This window comes from Bacteroides sp. 2_2_4 (assembly GCF_000157055.1).
GTDB classification, from domain to species: domain Bacteria; phylum Bacteroidota; class Bacteroidia; order Bacteroidales; family Bacteroidaceae; genus Bacteroides; species Bacteroides ovatus.
Genome location: NZ_EQ973358.1, coordinates 205,949 through 226,033, shown reverse-complemented (window position 1 = coordinate 226,033; position 20,085 = coordinate 205,949). Strand labels below are relative to the sequence as shown.

Annotated in this window: 17 protein-coding genes and 2 tRNA genes; 15 read left to right on the top strand and 4 right to left on the bottom strand. The window is 42.2% G+C overall.

Annotated features, from left to right (window positions below; translation table 11 throughout):
- Positions 1–22: 22 nt before the first annotated feature.
- Together guaA and mscL are read right to left on the bottom strand one after the other, a co-directional pair.
- Complete coding sequence (gene guaA / locus BSCG_RS18605) at positions 23–1,546, bottom strand: glutamine-hydrolyzing GMP synthase (protein WP_004304584.1); 1,524 nt, start codon at positions 1,544–1,546, stop codon at positions 23–25.
- 131 nt (positions 1,547–1,677) lie between these two features.
- Positions 1,678–2,124, bottom strand: coding sequence for a large-conductance mechanosensitive channel protein MscL (mscL, locus tag BSCG_RS18610; RefSeq protein ID WP_004301777.1), 447 nt, complete (start codon positions 2,122–2,124; stop codon positions 1,678–1,680).
- Between the two features lie 142 nt (positions 2,125–2,266).
- On the opposite strand from mscL, the gene gap reads away from it, so the two are divergent.
- The 7 genes from gap (at position 2,267) to BSCG_RS18645 (ending at position 9,528) form a co-directional block, all read left to right on the top strand.
- The gene (gene gap, locus BSCG_RS18615; RefSeq protein WP_004301776.1) at positions 2,267–3,277 is read left to right on the top strand and encodes a type I glyceraldehyde-3-phosphate dehydrogenase; all 1,011 of its coding nucleotides are present in this window, start codon (positions 2,267–2,269) and stop codon (positions 3,275–3,277) included.
- A 172-nt stretch (positions 3,278–3,449) separates the two neighbouring features.
- The gene (locus tag BSCG_RS18620; RefSeq protein ID WP_004308572.1) at positions 3,450–5,510 is read left to right on the top strand and encodes a M3 family metallopeptidase; all 2,061 of its coding nucleotides are present in this window, start codon (positions 3,450–3,452) and stop codon (positions 5,508–5,510) included.
- Positions 5,511–5,534: 24 nt separating this feature from the next.
- Complete coding sequence (locus tag BSCG_RS18625) at positions 5,535–6,050, top strand: DUF4847 family protein (protein ID WP_004301774.1); 516 nt, start codon at positions 5,535–5,537, stop codon at positions 6,048–6,050.
- An 8-nt stretch (positions 6,051–6,058) separates the two neighbouring features.
- Positions 6,059–6,508: a dCMP deaminase family protein gene (locus BSCG_RS18630; protein WP_004301773.1), complete on the top strand. Its 450-nt coding sequence runs from the start codon at positions 6,059–6,061 to the stop codon at positions 6,506–6,508.
- 30 nt (positions 6,509–6,538) lie between these two features.
- Entirely contained in the window at positions 6,539–8,287 is a 1,749-nt protein-coding gene (locus BSCG_RS18635) for a S41 family peptidase (RefSeq protein ID WP_008775476.1), read from the top strand.
- Entirely contained in the window at positions 8,265–8,792 is a 528-nt protein-coding gene (locus BSCG_RS18640; RefSeq protein WP_004308571.1) for a 5-formyltetrahydrofolate cyclo-ligase, read from the top strand. Before BSCG_RS18635 ends, BSCG_RS18640 begins: the two co-directional genes overlap by 23 nt.
- Complete coding sequence (locus BSCG_RS18645) at positions 8,737–9,528, top strand: histidinol-phosphatase (RefSeq protein WP_004320889.1); 792 nt, start codon at positions 8,737–8,739, stop codon at positions 9,526–9,528. Before BSCG_RS18640 ends, BSCG_RS18645 begins: the two co-directional genes overlap by 56 nt.
- Here BSCG_RS18645 and BSCG_RS18650 read toward each other — a convergent pair.
- Positions 9,515–9,802, bottom strand: a complete 288-nt coding sequence (locus BSCG_RS18650; protein WP_004301769.1) for a DUF721 domain-containing protein — start codon at positions 9,800–9,802, stop codon at positions 9,515–9,517. The two genes, BSCG_RS18645 and BSCG_RS18650, sit on opposite strands and share 14 nt — an antisense overlap.
- Positions 9,789–10,907, bottom strand: a complete 1,119-nt coding sequence (recF, locus tag BSCG_RS18655) for a DNA replication/repair protein RecF (RefSeq protein WP_008775475.1) — start codon at positions 10,905–10,907, stop codon at positions 9,789–9,791. The genes BSCG_RS18650 and recF overlap by 14 nt, the downstream gene beginning before the upstream one ends.
- Positions 10,908–11,067: 160 nt before the next feature.
- Between recF and BSCG_RS18660 the strand changes: the two genes are divergently transcribed.
- The 8 genes from BSCG_RS18660 to BSCG_RS18695 all read left to right on the top strand — a co-directional run bounded on the left by BSCG_RS18660 (position 11,068) and on the right by BSCG_RS18695 (position 20,073).
- Positions 11,068–11,751 carry a tetratricopeptide repeat protein gene (locus BSCG_RS18660; protein ID WP_004301767.1) on the top strand — a complete coding sequence of 228 codons (684 nt, stop codon included), beginning with the start codon at positions 11,068–11,070 and terminating at the stop codon, positions 11,749–11,751.
- Between the two features lie 156 nt (positions 11,752–11,907).
- Complete coding sequence (gene ribH, locus BSCG_RS18665; protein WP_004301766.1) at positions 11,908–12,402, top strand: 6,7-dimethyl-8-ribityllumazine synthase; 495 nt, start codon at positions 11,908–11,910, stop codon at positions 12,400–12,402.
- A 50-nt stretch (positions 12,403–12,452) separates the two neighbouring features.
- A tRNA-Tyr gene (locus tag BSCG_RS18670) sits at positions 12,453–12,535 on the top strand.
- Between the two features lie 8 nt (positions 12,536–12,543).
- Positions 12,544–12,616, top strand: a tRNA-Gly gene (locus BSCG_RS18675).
- Between the two features lie 62 nt (positions 12,617–12,678).
- Complete coding sequence (locus BSCG_RS18680; RefSeq protein ID WP_004308568.1) at positions 12,679–13,938, top strand: Gfo/Idh/MocA family protein; 1,260 nt, start codon at positions 12,679–12,681, stop codon at positions 13,936–13,938.
- Between the two features lie 306 nt (positions 13,939–14,244).
- Positions 14,245–15,654: a Gfo/Idh/MocA family protein gene (locus tag BSCG_RS18685; RefSeq protein WP_008775474.1), complete on the top strand. Its 1,410-nt coding sequence runs from the start codon at positions 14,245–14,247 to the stop codon at positions 15,652–15,654.
- A gap of 114 nt (positions 15,655–15,768) precedes the next feature.
- Positions 15,769–16,659 (top strand): YitT family protein, encoded by an 891-nt coding sequence (locus tag BSCG_RS18690; RefSeq protein WP_004301761.1) that lies wholly within the window; start codon positions 15,769–15,771, stop codon positions 16,657–16,659.
- Positions 16,660–16,731: 72 nt separating this feature from the next.
- On the top strand, positions 16,732–20,073 hold the full coding sequence (locus tag BSCG_RS18695; RefSeq protein WP_008775473.1) for a glycoside hydrolase family 2 TIM barrel-domain containing protein: 3,342 nt from the start codon (positions 16,732–16,734) through the stop codon (positions 20,071–20,073).
- Positions 20,074–20,085: the final 12 nt, after the last annotated feature.

Genomic DNA, 20,085 nt, shown 5'->3' with positions numbered 1-20,085 from the left:
ATTTTTATGATGGATAATGTTATTATTCCCATTCAATGGTTGCTGGCGGCTTGGAACTGATATCATAGGTTACACGGTTCACTCCTTTCACCTTATTAATAATATCATTCGATACCTTACCCATAAATTCATAAGGTAAATGTGCCCAATCAGCCGTCATGGCATCTGTAGATGTCACAGCACGCAAAGCAACCGCTCTTTCATAAGTACGTTCATCTCCCATTACGCCCACAGACTGTACCGGCAACAAGATAACTCCTGCCTGCCATACTTTATCATACAATCCCCAGTCACGCAATCCCTGGATGAAGATATCGTCAGCATCCTGCAGAATACGTACTTTTTCAGGAGTAATATCTCCCAAAATACGCACTGCCAGTCCCGGTCCCGGGAACGGATGACGAGTAATCAGATGCTCCGGCATACCCAGCTCACGACCTACCCGGCGCACTTCATCCTTAAATAACAAACGAAGCGGTTCACACAACTTCAGATTCATCTTTTCAGGAAGACCGCCTACATTATGATGGCTCTTTATCACTGTGCCCGTAATAGACAATGACTCAATACAATCCGGATAAATGGTACCCTGCGCCAGCCATTTCACGTCTTTTATCTTGTGAGCCTCCACATCAAATACATCGATGAAGCCCTTACCTATAATCTTACGCTTACTTTCCGGTTCAGCCACACCAGCCAGTTCTGCGAAGAACTTAGCGCTGGCATCAACGCCAATCACATTCAGACCGAGACACTCGTAATCCTTCATCACATTCTTGAACTCATTCTTACGTAGCATACCGTGATCTACAAAGATACAAGTCAAGTTCTTACCGATAGCCTTGTTTAACAACACTGCTGCAACTGAAGAATCAACTCCGCCACTCAAACCGAGAACGACTTTATCATCCCCCAACTGCGCTTTCAGCTCGGCAACCGTACTTTCAATGAAAGAAGCCGGCGACCAGTCTTGTTTGCAACCGCAAACATCTACCACAAAGTTCTTCAGGATTTGAGTTCCGTCTTCACTATGGAATACTTCCGGATGGAATTGAACACCCCACACTTGCTCACCTTCTACCTGATAAGCAGCAATCTCGACTTTATCTGTTGAAGCTATTTTCTTGAAATTATCAGGAATAGCAGTAATCGTATCTCCATGACTCATCCATACCTGCGATCCATCACGTACACCTTTAAATAGCACATTATCTTTGCAGAAAGAAGTCAAGTGAGCACGTCCATATTCGCGTGTTCCGGCTGGTTCCACTTTTCCGCCATTGGTGTATGACATAAATTGTGCACCATAACAAATACCCAATATCGGATATTTACCACGAATTTCACTCAAATCTACTTTGAAAGCATCTTTATCGTAAACCGAGAAAGGACTTCCGGAGAGAATGACTCCTTTAATAGTAGGGTCTTCTTTAGGAAATTTGTTATAAGGAACAATTTCACAATACGTATCCAATTCACGTACACGACGGCCTATAAGCTGTGTTGTCTGCGAACCGAAATCAAGAATTATTATTTTTTCCTGCATATCAATGGTTGGATTTTGAATAAATTGAGTTGCAAAAGTAGAAAAAAGTACGCAATCTATATTAATAATGAAGAGAAAAATAAAGGAGATTCACAAGTTTATACTTGGAATCTCCTTTATTTTAATTAGAATCAACTATTCTTTTCTTTCAGCAAATCGCGTATCTCCGTCAACAAGACTTCTTCCTTCGTTGGTGCAGGAGGAGCCGGAGGAGTAGCTGGCACTTCTGCCTGTTTTTTAGTTGTCAGTTTCGTAATCAACCGTATAAATAAGAATATAGCAAAAGCAATAATCAGAAAATCAAAGGTGGCTTGCAGAAACTGACCATAATCCAATGTCACAGCCGGAGCTATCTCCTTACCGTCAGCACCGATCTCCGCCGCTTTCATCACCCATTTCAAATCCGTAAAGTTCACACCGCCAACCAGTAAACCAATCGGAGGCATAATAACATTAGCAACCAATGATGATACGATTTTTCCAAACGCACCACCAATAACTACACCGACAGCCATGTCTATGACGTTACCTTTCATAGCAAACGCCTTAAAGTCCTGTAAAAATGTGCTCTTTCCCATCTTTTTTCAATATTTAATGTGAATTTAATATGCGAATATAAAAACATTTTTGTAATTTTGCACCGCATTTGAAAATAAAACAAGTGCGCAGGTCGAGAGATATTTGAACAAATATTATAAAACCCTTAAAAGTTTAAACAAAATGATTAAAGTAGGTATTAATGGATTCGGACGTATCGGACGTTTCGTTTTCCGCGCTGCAATGGAGAGAAACGATATTCAAATCGTAGGTATCAATGACCTTTGCCCGGTTGATTACTTGGCTTACATGCTGAAGTATGACACAATGCACGGACAGTTCAACGGTACTATCGAAGCAGATGTTGAAAACAGCAAACTGATCGTTAACGGTCAAGCTATCCGTATCACAGCTGAAAGAAATCCGGCTGACTTGAAATGGAATGAAGTAGGTGCAGAATACGTTGTTGAATCTACAGGTTTGTTCTTGAGCAAAGACAAAGCTCAGGCTCACATCGAAGCTGGTGCAAAATATGTTGTAATGTCAGCTCCTTCTAAAGATGACACTCCGATGTTCGTTTGCGGTGTAAACGAAAAAACATATGTAAAAGGTACTCAATTCGTATCTAACGCTTCTTGTACTACTAACTGTTTGGCTCCTATCGCTAAAGTATTGAATGACAAGTTCGGTATCCTTGACGGTTTGATGACTACAGTTCACTCTACAACTGCTACTCAGAAAACAGTTGACGGTCCTTCTATGAAAGACTGGAGAGGTGGTCGTGCTGCTTCTGGCAACATCATTCCTTCTTCTACTGGTGCTGCTAAAGCTGTAGGTAAAGTAATCCCTGCATTGAACGGCAAATTGACTGGTATGTCTATGCGTGTTCCGACTTTGGACGTATCTGTAGTTGACTTGACAGTTAACTTGGCTAAACCGGCTACTTACGCTGAAATCTGCGCTGCAATGAAAGAAGCTTCTGAAGGCGAATTGAAAGGTATCCTGGGTTACACTGAAGATGCAGTAGTTTCTTCTGACTTCTTGGGTGACGCTCGTACTTCTATCTTCGACGCTAAAGCAGGTATCGCTTTGACTGATACTTTCGTTAAAGTTGTATCTTGGTATGACAACGAAATCGGTTACTCTAACAAAGTTCTTGACTTGATCGCTCACATGGCATCAGTTAACGCTTAATTAGAAGCCTGAACAATATAGAAACCGCTGCGGGAAACCGTAGCGGTTTTTTTATACATTTCATTTTATATATTGTTAAAAAGCAACGTGTTATCCGTTGAATAAGCTACAATTTTAGTAGCTTTGTAATTCTATGGAGAGATTATTAATAACATTGATACTAGTTTGCACTATGAACAATATAACAAATGCCCAGAATCCTTTCTACGGGCAATACCACACGCCGCACGAAGCCGTGCCGTTCGACCGGATTGAAACTGAACATTATGAGCCTGCTATCCTCGAAGGAATCAAGCTACAAAATGCTGAAATAGAGGCCATCATACAGAATCCGGAAAAGGCAGATTTTACCAATACGATAGAAGCTTTCGAAGAGTCAGGGAAATTACTTGACAAAGTAGTTGCCGTCTTCGGTAATATGTTGAGCGCAGAAACGAATGACGATCTACAAGAACTCGCTCAAAAGATTATGCCGTTGCTTAGTGAACACAGCAATAATATCACACTGAACGAAAAGCTATTCGCACGTGTGAAGGAAGTGTATAACCAAAAAGAGACTTTGCAACTGACACAGGAACAAAAACAGTTACTGGAAAATGCATATAACAGTTTTATTCGTCATGGCGCCAATTTAGAAGGAGAAGCACGGGAAGAATACCGTCGTCTGACTACCGAATTGAGTAAATTGACGCTTACCTTCAGTGAAAACAACCTGAAAGAGACGAATGCTTATCAAATGCTGTTAACGAAAAAAGAGAGCCTCGCCGGACTACCTGAAATTATCATAGAAGCAGCTGCAGAAACGGCCAAGAACGAAGAAAAAGAAGGATGGGCATTCACACTTCACGCTCCGAGCTATATTCCTTTCATGACGTATTCTGACAATCGGGATTTACGTCAAAAACTCTATATGGCTTATAATACCAAATGTACACACGATAACGAATTCAATAATATCGACATCGTAAAAAAGATAGCCAATACACGCATGAAAATAGCCCAGTTACTGGGATACAAAGATTATGCGGAATATACGCTAAAGAAAAGAATGGCTGAAAACAGCAAGTCGGTATACAAGCTGCTCAACCAACTGCTGGAAGCATACACTCCTACTGCACAACAAGAATATAAAGAGATACAAGAACTGGCTCGCGAAGAACAGGGAGCTGATTTCGTTGTCATGCCTTGGGACTGGAGTTATTATTCAAATAAACTAAAGGACAAAAAATTCAATATCAACGAAGAAATGCTCCGCCCTTACTTCGAACTGGAACAAGTGAAGAAAGGGGTGTTTGGCTTGGCAGAAAAGTTATATGGAATCACTTTCCGGAAAAATACAGAAATTCCGGTTTACCATAAAGAGGTAGAAGCCTTTGAAGTGTTTGATAAAGACGGTAAATTTTTAGCCGTCTTATACACCGATTTCCATCCGCGTCCGGGAAAGCGGGCCGGAGCCTGGATGACGAGTTATAAGGACCAATGGATAGATAAAAAGACCGGTAAAAACAGCCGCCCTCATGTATCCGTTGTGATGAACTTCACCAAGCCAACCGAGAATAAGCCCGCTTTATTGACTTTCAATGAAGTAGAAACATTCTTGCATGAGTTCGGGCATAGTCTGCACGGTATGTTTGCCAATTCTACTTACAGGAGTTTAAGTGGAACCAATGTATATTGGGATTTCGTGGAGCTTCCCTCGCAAATTATGGAAAATTTCGCCATAGAGAAAGATTTCCTCAATACCTTTGCCCGCCATTATCAGACGGGAGAAGTATTGCCGGATGAATTGATAAAACGCCTTGTAGATGCATCAAACTTCAATGTTGCGTATGCTTGTCTACGACAAATAAGTTTCGGTTTACTTGATATGGCATGGTATACGCACAACACTCCTTTTGAAGGAGATGTGAAAGCTTATGAACAAGAAGCCTGGAAGGATGCGCAAATATTGCCGGTAGTACAAGAAGCTTGTATGAGTACGCAATTCTCCCACATCTTTGCCGGTGGATATGCCGCCGGATACTATAGCTACAAATGGGCGGAAGTATTGGATGCCGACGCATTTTCATTATTCAAGCAAAAAGGGATATTCAATCAGGAAGTGGCAGACTCATTCCGCAATAATATTCTGTCGAAAGGAGGAACGGAACATCCGATGATACTTTATAAACGTTTCCGCGGACAGGAACCGAGCATTGATGCTTTGCTAATCAGAAATGGGATAAAGAAATAAGTATTAAGTTATTAGATATTAAATATGAAGAGAAGTATATTTCAAATAGTAGGATTGCTTTTATTGCTTCCTTTATTTTCAGGATGTAATGATTCGGACGATGTAGCTGCTATCTTTACAGGAAAAACCTGGAAACTAAATTATATCACAGTAGATGGAGGTCATGAGATGTTTGGCTTTTGGGAGAATGAAGAACAAGAGAAAGCAAGTATTAAAGAGCTTAATAAAAACGGTACATATAATATTGTATTTGATGGCACAGTAGATGGAGATGTTATTAACGGAAATATAAAAGGAACTGTAATTGCAACCAGTACTTTTGAAGGAAAATGGAATGCCAACGCCAAAAACAATAGCTTCAAAGCTACAGTTACCACTGCAGGTAGTTATGGCGACGACAAACTCGCCAAAAATTTTATAGAGGGGCTTAATGCAGCTACATCTTACGAAGGAGATAGTAATAACTTATACCTTTTATACAAACCGGCATCCGGTAAGCAAACTTTCCGTATGGTTTTCCGGGTAGTAAGCAGTAAATAGTAAACAACATGGACACTGAAAAGAAACAATTAGAACTTGACAAACGTTATATACGTATGGCCAGTATATGGGCTGAAAATTCCTATTGTCAACGCCGTAAAGTAGGAGCTTTAATTGTTAAGGATAAAATGATTATCTCCGACGGATATAATGGAACACCTTCCGGATTCGAGAATGTATGTGAAGATGAAAACAACCTGACAAAACCATACGTTCTGCATGCGGAAGCCAATGCCATTACCAAAATAGCGCGTTCAAATAACAGTAGCGACGGTGCTACCATGTACGTCACCGCCTCTCCTTGCATCGAATGTGCAAAGTTAATCATACAGGCAGGAATCAAACGGGTAGTTTATTCCGAGCATTACCGCCTGGAAGATGGAATAGAGTTATTAAAACGGGCGGGAATCGAAGTTATCTACACAGAGTTAGATGATAATTCCTCTCCAAATAAATAAGAAGACGAACGTTTTAAAAAAGGAATAGACATGAGTACAAAAAACTCTTCACGTTTTACACCTGTCATCATAGCAGTCAGTGTGGTAGTCGGGATTCTTATCGGTACATTTTATGCCAAGCATTTTGCCGGCAACCGTTTGGGTATCATTAATGGTTCCTCCAATAAGCTAAACGCTTTGTTACGCATTGTAGACGATCAATATGTCGACACCGTAAACATGGCCGATTTGGTAGAAAAAGCCATGCCGCAAATTCTAGCCGAACTGGATCCGCATTCAACTTATATCCCAGCCCAAAATCTCGAAGAAGTCAACTCTGAACTGGAAGGCAGCTTCAGCGGAATTGGCATCCAGTTTACCATACAGAATGACACCATTCATGTCAATGCTGTTGTTCAGGGAGGTCCTTCTGAAAAGATAGGATTAATGGCGGGCGACCGCATTGTTACTGTAGATGATAGCTTGTTTGTCGGCAAGAAAGTAACGAACGAACGGGCTATGCGCACCTTGAAAGGTCCGAAAGGCTCACAGGTAAAATTGGGAATCAAACGAACAGGAGAAAAGGACTTATTACACTTCAACATCACACGTGGAGACATTCCTCAAAATACCGTAGATGCTGCTTACATGGTAAACGACGATATCGGTTATGTGAAAGTCAGCAAATTCGGACGTACCAGCCATGTGGAATTGCTTAATGCATTAGCACAACTCAACCACAAAAAATGCAAAGGTCTAATCATTGACCTGCGCGGTAATACCGGAGGATATATGGAAGCTGCTATCCGCATGGTAAATGAATTCTTGCCTGAAGGTAAGTTGATCGTATATACTCAAGGCCGTAAATATCCACGTGCAGAAGAATTTGCCAACGGTACGGGTAGTTGTCAGAAAATGCCGCTCGTTGTATTGATTGACGAAGGATCTGCTTCCGCCAGTGAAATTTTCACCGGAGCTATTCAAGATAACGACCGGGGTACAGTTGTAGGACGCCGTTCTTTCGGTAAGGGACTTGTGCAACAGCCTATCGATTTCAGTGACGGATCGGCTATCCGCCTGACAATCGCCCGCTACTACACCCCATCCGGACGTTGCATCCAACGCCCATACGAAAGCGGTAAAGACCGTAACTACGAGCTGGATTTATACACCCGTTACGAACATGGAGAATTTTTCTCACGTGATAGTATCAAGCAGAATGAGAGCGAACGTTATAATACCAGCTTGGGACGTACTGTGTATGGCGGCGGTGGTATCATGCCGGATATATTCGTACCGCAGGATACAACGGGAGTCACTTCTTATCTATCGACAGTTATTAACCAGGGACTGACTATTCAGTTCACATTCCAATACACCGACAATAACCGGAAGAAGTTAAGCCAATACGAAACTGAGGAAGAATTACTAAACTATCTTCGTCATCAGGGTTTGGTGGAACAGTTTGTCCGTTTTGCCGACAGTAAAGGAGTGAAAAGAAGAAATATCCTCATTCAGAAATCATACAAACTATTGGAAAAGAACCTCTTTGGCAACATCATCTACAATATGCTTGGACTGGAAGCCTATCTCCAATACTTCAACAAAACAGATGCTACTGTCATTAAAGGTATTGAGATACTTGAAAAAGGAGAAGCTTTCCCCAAAGCTCCGGTAGCCGTTGAAGAAGAAGTGACGAAGGATAAAAAAGATGGAAAGAAAAAAAGAACTGCGCAAGCATATAGCATTACTGAAGACCCAACACGCGGATTCAACTATGCGAAAGCTGCAATCAGCTAATATACTTGCCGCCCTTGAAGCCCATCCGGCTTTCAGGGCGGCAAATACTGTATTACTATACCATTCGCTGAATGACGAAGTAGATACACATGCCTTTATTCAAAAATGGAGTAGCGAAAAGCGGATTCTACTCCCTGTAGTAGTAGGCGATGATTTAGAACTACGGATATACACCGGACCGGAAGACATGTCAATCAGCGGTATCTACGGTATAGCAGAACCAACCGGAGAAATATTCACAGACTATGCGGCCATAGACTTCATCGTCGTTCCCGGAGTAGCTTTCGATGCTAAAGGTAACCGTTTGGGGCGGGGAAAAGGATATTATGACCGTCTCCTGCCACGCATACCATCAGCCTATAAAGCAGGAATCTGTTTCCCATTTCAATTAGTAGAAGAAGTTCCGGCGGAATCATTCGACATCCGCATGGATATAATCATAACAATCAATGAAGACGAATTATCACACCCACACCACCCGCTGCCATCATGCGACAGGGAGTGACGAAGAATTTGTTTTAAGTGCCATCAAAGGCGGCTATCAAGAATTAGGCTTTTCTGACCACACTCCGTGGAAATATCACACTGATTATATATCCGACATCCGGATGCTTCCCGAAGAGTTACCGGGATATGTGGAAAGTATCCGTTCGCTGCAAGAGAAATATAAAAATCAAATCAGCATAAAAATAGGATTGGAATGCGAATACTTTCCTGAATACATACACTGGTTAAAAGGAATCATCAAAGAATATAAACTGGACTATATCATCTTTGGAAATCACCATTTTCACACAGATGAGAAGTTCCCCTACTTCGGCCGGAATACAGATTCGGTAGACATGCTCGAACTCTATGAAGAGAGTGCTATTGAAGGAATGGAAAGCGGACTATTTGCCTACCTTGCCCATCCGGATTTATTTATGCGTTCTTACCCCGAGTTCGATCGTCATTGTAAGCTAGTCAGCAGACATATCTGCCGGACGGCAGTACGGTTAAACTTACCGTTGGAATATAATATCGGATATGAAGAGTACAATGATATTCATGGTATTACTACCATTCCTCATCCAGATTTCTGGAAAATAGCCGCCCATGAAGGTTGCACCGCTATCATCGGCGTAGACGCCCATAACAATCAATATTTGGAAAACCCTTTTTATTACAACCGTGCAACCGAAACACTCCGGAAGCTAGGTATAAAGGTTATAGACAGAATATCTTTCTTCAACGAAAAATAATATTTGTAATTACGGTAGCTCCGACTCTCTGATTCAGCGTGCGCACCAATACCTCACGCCCCATCATCAATTCCTGACGAAGAGCTGCGGAAGTCAGATGCACATATAATGTCTGATTACGAATATAAAGATTGCTGGTATAAGCCGCTGCCGGTCCCAAGATTTGAGGCCAGGCATCCAGCAGTCTTTGTTCGTTCAGCGGAGATTCCAAACTCTCCTGACGAAGAAACTGTTGAATCAGTTTTCCTATTTGTTCGGCATCATTGCGCTTCATTATCAGCCTCCGTTTCTTGAATTGTGCCCTCTTCTACACGAAATATTTTATAATCGCTGCCTACCTTATGTAAAATACGGTCGAGATGTCCCCGGTTCGTGTCCGTTATAAATATCTGCCCGAAATTGTCTCCAGCCACCAGCTTCACTATTTGCTCTACACGGGAAGCATCCAACTTATCGAAAATATCATCTAATAATAATAAAGGAACAGTCCAGCCGGTACGCTTCAAGAAATCAAACTGCGCCAGTTTCAATGCTACCAGATACGTTTTGTTCTGTCCCTGCGAACCTTCTTTCTTTATCGGGAATTCACCCAACAACATATTCAACTCATCTTTATGAATCCCACGCAAAGAGAATCCCATTATCTTATCCCTCTCCCTGCTTTGCTTCAACACTTCCAACAAAGAAGCATCCCGCGCATGAGACTCATAAGATAATCCCACCACCTCTTTATCCTGCGAGATAAAGGAATAGAAAGATTGGAAAATAGGAATAAACTCCCGGATAAACGCTTCACGTTTCTGGAATACGATTGCACCGGCTTGCGCCATCATCTCCTCCCATACAAGAAACAGCTCCTCCTCCACCGAAAACTCACTCTTCAACAATGCGTTACGCTGCGCCAATGCTTTATTATACCGTATCAGCGCTTCAAGATATTCCTTATCATACTGCGAAATCACTACATCCATAAACCGGCGACGCTCCTCACTTCCCCCGGCTATCAATTCGGAATCGGCAGGTGAAACCATCACCAAAGGCAGAAAACCGATGTGGTCCGAAAAACGGCTATATTCTTTCTTATTCCGCTTAAATTGTTTCTTCGAACGGCGTTTCATCCCACAATAAATCTCTTCAGGAGTTCCGTCCTCCGCTTCATAAAAGCCCTGAATCACGAAAAAGTCTTGTTCATGACGAATATTTTGAGAATCAATCGGGTTTCCGGAGCTCTTACAGAAAGACAAGAAATACACCGCATCCAGCAAATTCGTCTTTCCCATTCCATTCAGTCCGAAAAAACAATTCAGCTTAGCAGAGAATCCCAGTTCTACCTCTTCCAGATTCTTATAGTTTAATATGGATATTCGTTTCAGTATCATTGTGTACACGTTAATTTGTTCACAAAAGTAGCAAGATTTTCGTGGTTTTCGGGTGTAAAACAAAAAAAGATGCTTCTAAATTTCGTTTGTAGATATAAAAAAACTACTTTTGCGAGTCGAAATATCAAACTGTGAATAATAACAAAAAGAATCATATAAAATGGCAGAACAAAAGAATCAGAACGAACATCTGAACGTAGAAGATGCACTGACACAATCGGAAGCATTTCTTATCAAGTACAAAAACGCAATTATTGGCGGTGTTGTTGCTGTGATTATTATTGTAGCAGGTTTTATCATGTACAAAAACCTCTATGCTGAACCACGTGAAGAAAAAGCACAGGCAGCTCTTTTCAAAGGACAGGAATACTTTGAACAGGATGCTTTTGAACAAGCTTTGAACGGTGACAGCATCGGTTATACAGGTTTCCTGAAAGTTGCTGATGACTACAGCGGAACAAAAGCTGCCAATTTGGCAAAAGCTTATGCTGGTATTTGCTACGCACAACTTGGCAAATATGAAGAAGCAGTGAAGATGCTGGACAGCTTCAATGGAAAAGACCAAATGGTTGCTCCGGCAATTTTGGGTGCTGCAGGTAACTGCTATGCACAACTTGGCCAATTAGACAAAGCGGCTTCTACTTTATTGTCGGCAGCAGACAAAGCTGACAACAACACATTAAGCCCGATCTTCCTGATACAAGCTGGTGAAATCCTGGTAAAACAGGGAAAATATGACGATGCTGTAAACGCTTACACTAAGATCAAGGATAAATATTTCCAATCTTATCAGGCTATGGACATCGACAAATATATCGAGCAAGCTAAATTGATGAAAAAATAATATACCATCTATTATATAAGGAAATCGAGGCACGGATTACACCGGATTAAGCGGACTATCTATTAAAACCGTGGAATCCGTGAAATCCGTGCCTTTCTTCTTAAATCTCTCATACTCTCAAATCTTCATTTTATAATTCTCAACTTTTAATTAACTATGGCAACAGCTTACCATAACTTATCCGAATATGATTTCAATTCCGTTCCGAATGCAGAAGCAATGAAATTTGGTATCGTCGTATCCGAATGGAATTTCAATATTACCGGTGCTTTACTGAAAGGCGCAGTCGATACATTAAAAAAACATGGAGCAAAAGACGAAAATATTCTGGTGAAAACTGTACCGGGAAGTTTCGAACTTACTTTTGGAGCCAACCAAATGATGGAAAATTGCGATCTTGATGCAATTATTGCAATTGGTTGCGTAATTAAAGGAGATACCCCACATTTTGATTATGTTTGCATGGGAGCAACCCAAGGAATTACCGAATTAAACGCAACTGGCGATATACCAGTCATTTACGGATTAATTACCACAAATACAATGGAGCAAGCAGAGGATCGTGCCGGTGGCAAACTGGGTAACAAAGGAGATGAATGTGCAATTACTGCAATAAAAATGATCGATTTTGTTTGGAGTTTAAATAAATAGTTGTATCTTTGCACCGCAATTGAGAAACAAACCTCCTCAAAAGCAAAAAAGGGCAAATACCAGAGTGGCCAAATGGGGCAGACTGTAAATCTGCTGTCTTTCGACTTCGGTGGTTCGAATCCATCTTTGCCCACAAAAATTGCGGAAGTAGCTCAGTTGATAGAGCATTAGCCTTCCAAGCTGAGGGTCGCGGGTTTGAGCCCCGTCTTCCGCTCTCCAAAGAGAATCTGAGAAATTAGATTCTCTTTTTTTGTTTTATTTTAGACCGCTAAGCTTATGAAAAATTCTCCGGTACAATCGCATGTACTCCGACTAGCACATCCCCCTATCCCCACTGTCCACATCGGGATTATAGGACTGGGCAATCGAGGATTGCTCACCTTACAACGTTATCTGCAAATTGAAGGAGTAGAAATCAAAGCTCTTTGTGAAATAAGAGAAGGAAATCTAAGTAAGGCCCAACAACTATTAAAAGAAGCCGACCGTTCCGAAGCCACCGGATATACCGGAGTGGAGGGATGGAAGAAGATGTGCGAATCGGATGAAGTAGATTTAATATTCATCTGCACCGACTGGTTAATGCATACTCCAATGGCAACTTTCGCAATGGAATGCAATAAACATGTAGCTATTGAAGTTCCGGCTGCTATGAGCGTGGAAGAATGTTGGCAATTGGTAGACACTGCAGAAAAAACCAGGCGACACTGCATCATGCTCGAAAATTGTTGTTATGACCCCTTTGCACTAATGACTCTCAACATGGCCCAACGAGGATTGTTCGGAGAAATCATGCATGTAGAAGGAGCCTACATTCACGATCTTCGTTCAATGTACTTTGCCGAAGAGAGCGAAGGCGGCTATCACAACCATTGGGGAAAAAGATACAGCATCGAACATACAGGCAATCCTTATCCCACTCATGGGTTGGGCCCCGCCTGCCAGATACTGGATATTCATCGCAGTGACAGAATGGAATATCTCGTGTCCATGTCTACTCATCAGGCAGGAATGAGCGAGTATGCCCGCAGACTATTCGGCGAATATTCACCGGAAGCCCACCAGAAATATCAATTGGGAGACGTAAACACCACTCTTATCCACACGCTCAAAGGGAAGACAATCATGCTTCAATACGACATATCCACCCCACGTCCTTACAGCCGCCTTCAAACAGTATGCGGCACACTGGGATTCGCCCAAAAATACCCTGTCCCCTGTATCGCCCTAGATCCTAATGGAGACACTCCACTTGAAGGAGAACTGCTAGAAAAAATGATGGCACGCTATAAACATCCTTTTAACGCAACCATTGGCGAAGAAGCACATCGCAGAGGCCTACCCAATGAAATGAATTATGTTATGGATTACCGCCTTATTCATTGTCTGCGCAACGGGCTTCCACTGGATATGGATGTATACGATGCAGCCGAATGGTCGTGTATCACAGAACTAAGTGAAAAATCTGTACTGAATAAGAGCATGGCAGTAGAAATACCGGATTTCACCAGGGGAGCCTGGAAAAAATACAAATACTAGGTTCTATCAGAAGTACAGACGAAGTAGGTAGTTTACCCCAACAGGAGCAGTAAACGTTAAGCAATTCTAAAAAGGTGACTTCTTTTTAGGAAGAGCCTTTTTATGGCATGTCTTTTATATGTATTTGACATCACATAAGCCTACACAAAATCAGGTAGAAAAAGTCAGACTCATCTTTTACCTCATAATAGAAACTTTTATGATGAAAATATCGATTATAAATATAAATAGTTGGCTAATTAATTACTATTTTTGACACGTAAATGAAAAACATCGAATAACCCCTATTAAAAACTTTAAAATATGATGAAGAAACTATTTACAGTCACGGCTATCGGCTTGGCTTTGTTAACTTGGCACACCAGTTGTACTCTACAACCAAAGGCTCCCGAAGCCTTTACTCCTATCAAAGTAGAAACTCCTGCCCGCCCTGCCGGACAAGAAGATGTAATCCAACTCGTTACTCCTAAAATTGATACCGTTCGTGTCGGTTTCATCGGATTAGGAATGCGTGGTCCTGGTGCCGTGGTACGCTGGACCCATATCCCGGGAACTAAGATTGTAGCATTATGCGACCTGCTTCCCGAACGTGTTGAAAAATCACAAGAAATTTTGAAGAATGCCGGACTTCCTGAAGCTGCTTCTTACAGTGGCTCGGAAGAGGCATGGAAGCAACTTTGTGAACGGGACGATATTGATCTGGTATACATAGCCACCGACTGGAAACATCATGCAGCAATGGGTGTTTATGCCATGGAACACGGTAAGCATGTAGCTATCGAAGTTCCTGCCGCCATGACACTGGATGAAATCTGGCAGCTAATCAATACTTCCGAAAAGACACGTAAGCATTGTATGCAGCTCGAAAACTGCGTATATGACTTCTTTGAACTGACTTCTTTAAATATGGCACAACAAGGCGTATTCGGAGAAGTACTTCATGTAGAAGGTTCATATATCCATAATCTGGAAGATTTCTGGCCTGAATACTGGAATAACTGGCGAATGGATTATAATCATCTACACCGCGGTGATGTATATGCTACCCATGGCATGGGCCCTGCTTGTCAGGTACTTAATATCCACCGTGGTGACCGCATGAAAACATTGGTATCGATGGATACGAAAGCTGTCAACGGACCGGCTTATATTAAGAAACAAACAGGAGAAGAGGTGACTGACTTCCAGAATGGTGACCAGACTTCTACCCTGATTCGCACAGAGAACGGTAAAACAATGTTGATTCAGCACAACGTAATGACTCCACGCCCATACAGCCGTATGTATCAGATAGTGGGAGCCGATGGTTACGCAAGCAAATATCCGATTGAAGAATATTGCCTGCGACCTTCACAAGTTGATTCAAAAGATGTGCCTAATCATGAGAATCTGAATGCACATGGTTCTGTACCTGAAAACGTAAAAAAAGCCTTGATGGATAAATATAAAGATCCTATTCATATAGAGTTGGAAGAAACAGCCAAGAAAGTAGGTGGACATGGTGGTATGGACTTTATCATGGACTACCGTCTGGCATATTGCTTGCAGAATGGACTGCCATTGGATATGGACGTTTATGACCTGGCAGAATGGTGTTGCATGGCTGAACTTACCAGACTTTCTATCGAGAACAATTCAGCTCCGGTAGAAGTACCCGACTTCACTCGCGGCGGATGGAATAAAGTACAAGGCTACCGTCACGCTTTTGCAAAATAAAACAGCATATTTCCTTTTAGCACGAGCATAATGAACCAATCCGGCTTCTCCTCTAAAGCCGGATTATTCATGGGTTCGTGTTTGAACATTTTATAGATTATCATAATCACGTTTATGAAAACAGCTATTCCAAAGCCTTCTAAGCAAAGCATTATCCGTGAAGCCAGAGATTATGTAATGATTGCCATCGGCATGATTTTGTATGGTATCGGTTGGACCGTTTTTCTGTTGCCTAACGATATCACCACCGGGGGAGTACCGGGTATTGCTTCTATCGTATATTGGGCCACAGGTTTTCCGGTACAATATACGTACTTCAGCATCAACTTCTTCTTGCTACTACTGGCCCTCAAGTTGCTGGGACTAAAGTTTTGCATCAAAACTATTTTTGGTGTATTTACCCTCACCTTCTTTCTGTCCGTCATTCAAAAATTGACGGCAGGTTTCGGGCTTCTCCACGACCAGCCCTTTATGGCATGTGTCATCGGAGCATCCTTCTGTGGAGGCGGCATAGGTGTTGCTTTTTCGGCTAATGGAAGTACGGGAGGTACAGATATTATTGCAGCCATCATCAACAAATACCGGGACATCACATTAGGAAGAGTCGTGCTCATCTGCGATATGATTATCATTTCTTCCAGTTATTTTGTCTTAAAAGACTGGGAAAAAGTGGTGTATGGGTTTGTAACTCTTTATATTTGTAGTTTCGTTCTCGACCAGGTAGTGAATAGCGCCCGTCAATCCGTACAGTTCTTTATCATATCCAACAAATATGAAGAAATAGGACGGCATATTAACGAATACCCACACCGGGGAGTAACGATTATCAATGCAACCGGCTTTTATACAGGACGAGAAGTTAAGATGATGTTTGTATTAGCCAAGAAAAGGGAATCGCCTATCATCTTCCGGTTAATAAAAGACATAGACCCGAATGCATTTGTATCGCAAAGTGCTGTCATTGGAGTATATGGAGAAGGATTCGATCATATTAAAGTAAAATAAAAAAGAAATGAAAAACCAATATTGAGAAACATGAAATTTCGACCAACCCCCAACTTATTAACAGGCATTTTCATGGGAATATTTTCCCTGACAACACTTAGTACAATGGCTGAGAAAGCCGTGAAACCTTATTGGCAGGACGTGCAGGTAGTTGAAGTTAACAAAGAGTATCCACGTACTTCTTTTATGACATACAACAATCGCGCTGATGCCTTGAGTGGCAAGTTCGAACGAAGCAAGTATTACCGCTTGCTGAACGGAACCTGGAAATTCTACTTTGTAGACTCTTATAAAAAACTTCCCGAAAACATTACCGATCCGAACACCAATACAGATTCGTGGGATGATATTCAGGTGCCCGGCAACTGGGAAGTACAAGGACACGGAATAGCCATCTACACCAATCATGGTTATGAATTCAAACCGCGCAATCCACAACCTCCTACTCTTCCCGAAGCCAATCCGGTAGGAGTTTATCGCCGGGACATCGATATTCCGGCAGACTGGGACGGGCGGGATATCTACTTGCATTTGGCAGGAGCTAAGTCCGGCGTATATGTATATATCAACGGACAAGAAGTAGGATATAGCGAAGACTCCAAGAATCCGGCAGAATTTCTTATCAACAATTACGTGAAGCCGGGAAAGAACGTACTTACAGTTAAAATCTTCCGTTGGAGCACCGGTTCCTATCTTGAATGTCAAGACTTCTGGCGTATGAGTGGTATTGAACGCGATGTTTTTCTGTATTCACAGCCTAAAGCAGCTCTCAAAGATTTCCGAATTAAGTCTACGCTGGACGACAGTTACAAAAATGGAATCTTCGGTTTAAATGTCGATTTGAGAAATCACGAAAAGGCTGCAACTAATCTTATATTAGTTTATGAACTATTAGATGCACAAGGAAAAGTTGTAGCTACTGAAGAGAAGACAGCCTATATTCCATCGAACGAAGTACGTACACTTTCTTTCGATAAGAATCTGACAGATGTCAGCACATGGACCTCCGAACATCCGAATCTATACAAACTGTTGATGACAGTAAAAGAGAATGGCAAAATCAATGAAATCATTCCTTTCAATGTAGGATTCCGCCGGATTGAGATCAAGCCTATCGAACAGAAGGCTGCTAACGGAAAACCGTATGTCTGCTTATTCATCAACGGTCAGCCTCTGAAACTGAAAGGGGTAAATATCCACGAACATAATCCGTCAACAGGTCATTATGTTACAGAGGATTTAATGCGCCGTGACTTCGAACTGATGAAACAACATAACTTAAACAGTGTACGCCTTTGCCACTATCCGCAAGACCGCCGTTTCTATGAGCTTTGTGATGAATACGGACTTTATGTATATGATGAAGCCAACGTGGAAAGCCACGGAATGTATTATGATCTCCGGAAAGGCGGTTCACTGGGTAACAATCCCGAATGGCTGAAACCGCACATGGATCGTACCATCAATATGTTTGAACGTAATAAGAATTATCCGAGCGTTACATTCTGGTCGCTGGGAAATGAAGCCGGAAACGGATATAATTTCTATCAGACTTATTTGTGGTTGAAAGAGGCAGACAAAGATCTGATGGATCGTCCGGTCAACTACGAACGTGCTCAATGGGAATGGAACTCCGATATGTATGTTCCGCAATATCCGGGTGCCGACTGGCTGGAAAATATCGGAAAGAATGGTAGCGACCGTCCTGTAGCTCCTTCGGAGTATGCACATGCCATGGGAAACTCCACGGGAAACCTGTGGGGACAATGGCAGGCAATTTACAAATATCCGAATCTCCAAGGTGGATATATCTGGGACTGGGTAGACCAAGGTCTTCTCCAAAAAGATAAGAATGGAAGAGAATACTGGGCCTACGGAGGTGACTTCGGCGTAGACGCACCTAGCGATGGTAACTTCCTCTGCAACGGTCTTGTCAATCCGGATCGTGGTCCGCATCCGGCAATGGCTGAAGTGAAATATGTACATCAGAATGTAGGTTTTGAAGCAGTAGATGCCGCAGCCGGTATATTCAAAATCACCAACCGTTTCTATTTCACTAACCTGAAAAAATATCAGATTCACTACAATGTACTTGCTAACGGAAAGACAATAAAAGGTGGAAAAGTATCTTTGGATATTGCTCCGCAAGCCTCTAAAGAATTCACCGTACCGGTAAATGGTCTGAAAGCCCAACCGGGAACAGAATATTTTGTCAACTTCAGTGTAACAACCACAGAGCCTGAACCGTTGATTCCAACCGGATATGAAATTGCATACGACCAGTTCCAACTTCCTATCCAGGCAGAGAAGAGTATATATAAAGCAAACGGTCCGGCATTGAAAACAACGATTCAAGGAGATGAATTAATCGTTTCTTCCTCCAAAGTAAACTTTGTATTCAACAAGAATAGCGGATTAGTAACCTCGTATAAAGTAGATGGTACAGAATATTTCAAAGACGGATTTGGTATTCAGCCTAACTTCTGGCGTGCTCCTAATGATAATGACTATGGTAACAGCACTCCTAAACGTTTGCAGGTATGGAAACAATCAAGCAAAAACTTCCGCATAACGGATGCCACCATGACAGCAGAAGATAAAGCAGTCTCCTTAAATGTAACCTACTTACTGGCTGCCGGCAACTTGTATGTTGTCACTTACAAAATCTATCCGAACGGAATAGTTAACGTAAATGCCAAATTCACATCAACGGATATGCAGCCTACAGAAACAGAAGTTTCCGAAGCTACCCGCATGGCTACATTTACTCCCGGAAGTGATGCTGCCCGCAAGGCTGCCTCCAAACTGGAAGTCCCCCGTATCGGTGTGCGTTTCCGCTTGCCGGCACAGATGAACAATGTACAATACTTTGGCCGTGGCCCGGAAGAGAATTATATCGACCGCAATCACGGAACGCTCGTTGGCGTATATAAGACAACAGCGGATCAAATGTACTTCAACTATGTGCGTCCACAGGAAAACGGACATCACACTGATACCCGTTGGATCGCTTTATCTCCTAATAAAGGAAACGGCCTGGTGTTGGTAGCGGACAGTCTTATCGGTTTCAATGCCTTGCGCAACTCTATCGAAGACTTTGACTCTGAAGAAGCTCTGCCCCACCCTTACCAATGGAATAACTTCAGCCCGGAAGAGGTTGCCAATCACGACGAGAACGCTGCCCGCAACGTATTACGGAGAATGCATCATGTCAACGACATCACTCCCAGAGATTTCGTTGAGGTTTGTGTAGATATGAAGCAACAAGGAGTAGGCGGATATGACAGTTGGGGTGCTCGCCCGGAACCTTTCCACCAGATCCCGGCTAACCGTGATTACCAGTGGGGCTTCACATTAGTACCCGTTCGCTCGGCTAACCAGGCCAACGAAGCTGCTAAATATGATTATCGATAACCTTAGTATAAA

Coding starts and splice junctions, on each gene's coding strand:
- guaA (WP_004304584.1), bottom strand. CDS start 1,546: ATGCAGGAAAAAATAATAATTCTTGATTTCGGTTCGCAGACAACACAG.
- mscL (WP_004301777.1), bottom strand. CDS start 2,124: ATGGGAAAGAGCACATTTTTACAGGACTTTAAGGCGTTTGCTATGAAA.
- gap (WP_004301776.1), top strand. CDS start 2,267: ATGATTAAAGTAGGTATTAATGGATTCGGACGTATCGGACGTTTCGTT.
- BSCG_RS18620 (WP_004308572.1), top strand. CDS start 3,450: ATGAACAATATAACAAATGCCCAGAATCCTTTCTACGGGCAATACCAC.
- BSCG_RS18625 (WP_004301774.1), top strand. CDS start 5,535: ATGAAGAGAAGTATATTTCAAATAGTAGGATTGCTTTTATTGCTTCCT.
- BSCG_RS18630 (WP_004301773.1), top strand. CDS start 6,059: ATGGACACTGAAAAGAAACAATTAGAACTTGACAAACGTTATATACGT.
- BSCG_RS18635 (WP_008775476.1), top strand. CDS start 6,539: ATGAGTACAAAAAACTCTTCACGTTTTACACCTGTCATCATAGCAGTC.
- BSCG_RS18640 (WP_004308571.1), top strand. CDS start 8,265: ATGCGAAAGCTGCAATCAGCTAATATACTTGCCGCCCTTGAAGCCCAT.
- BSCG_RS18645 (WP_004320889.1), top strand. CDS start 8,737: ATGAAGACGAATTATCACACCCACACCACCCGCTGCCATCATGCGACA.
- BSCG_RS18650 (WP_004301769.1), bottom strand. CDS start 9,802: ATGAAGCGCAATGATGCCGAACAAATAGGAAAACTGATTCAACAGTTT.
- recF (WP_008775475.1), bottom strand. CDS start 10,907: ATGATACTGAAACGAATATCCATATTAAACTATAAGAATCTGGAAGAG.
- BSCG_RS18660 (WP_004301767.1), top strand. CDS start 11,068: ATGGCAGAACAAAAGAATCAGAACGAACATCTGAACGTAGAAGATGCA.
- ribH (WP_004301766.1), top strand. CDS start 11,908: ATGGCAACAGCTTACCATAACTTATCCGAATATGATTTCAATTCCGTT.
- BSCG_RS18680 (WP_004308568.1), top strand. CDS start 12,679: ATGAAAAATTCTCCGGTACAATCGCATGTACTCCGACTAGCACATCCC.
- BSCG_RS18685 (WP_008775474.1), top strand. CDS start 14,245: ATGAAGAAACTATTTACAGTCACGGCTATCGGCTTGGCTTTGTTAACT.
- BSCG_RS18690 (WP_004301761.1), top strand. CDS start 15,769: ATGAAAACAGCTATTCCAAAGCCTTCTAAGCAAAGCATTATCCGTGAA.
- BSCG_RS18695 (WP_008775473.1), top strand. CDS start 16,732: ATGGGAATATTTTCCCTGACAACACTTAGTACAATGGCTGAGAAAGCC.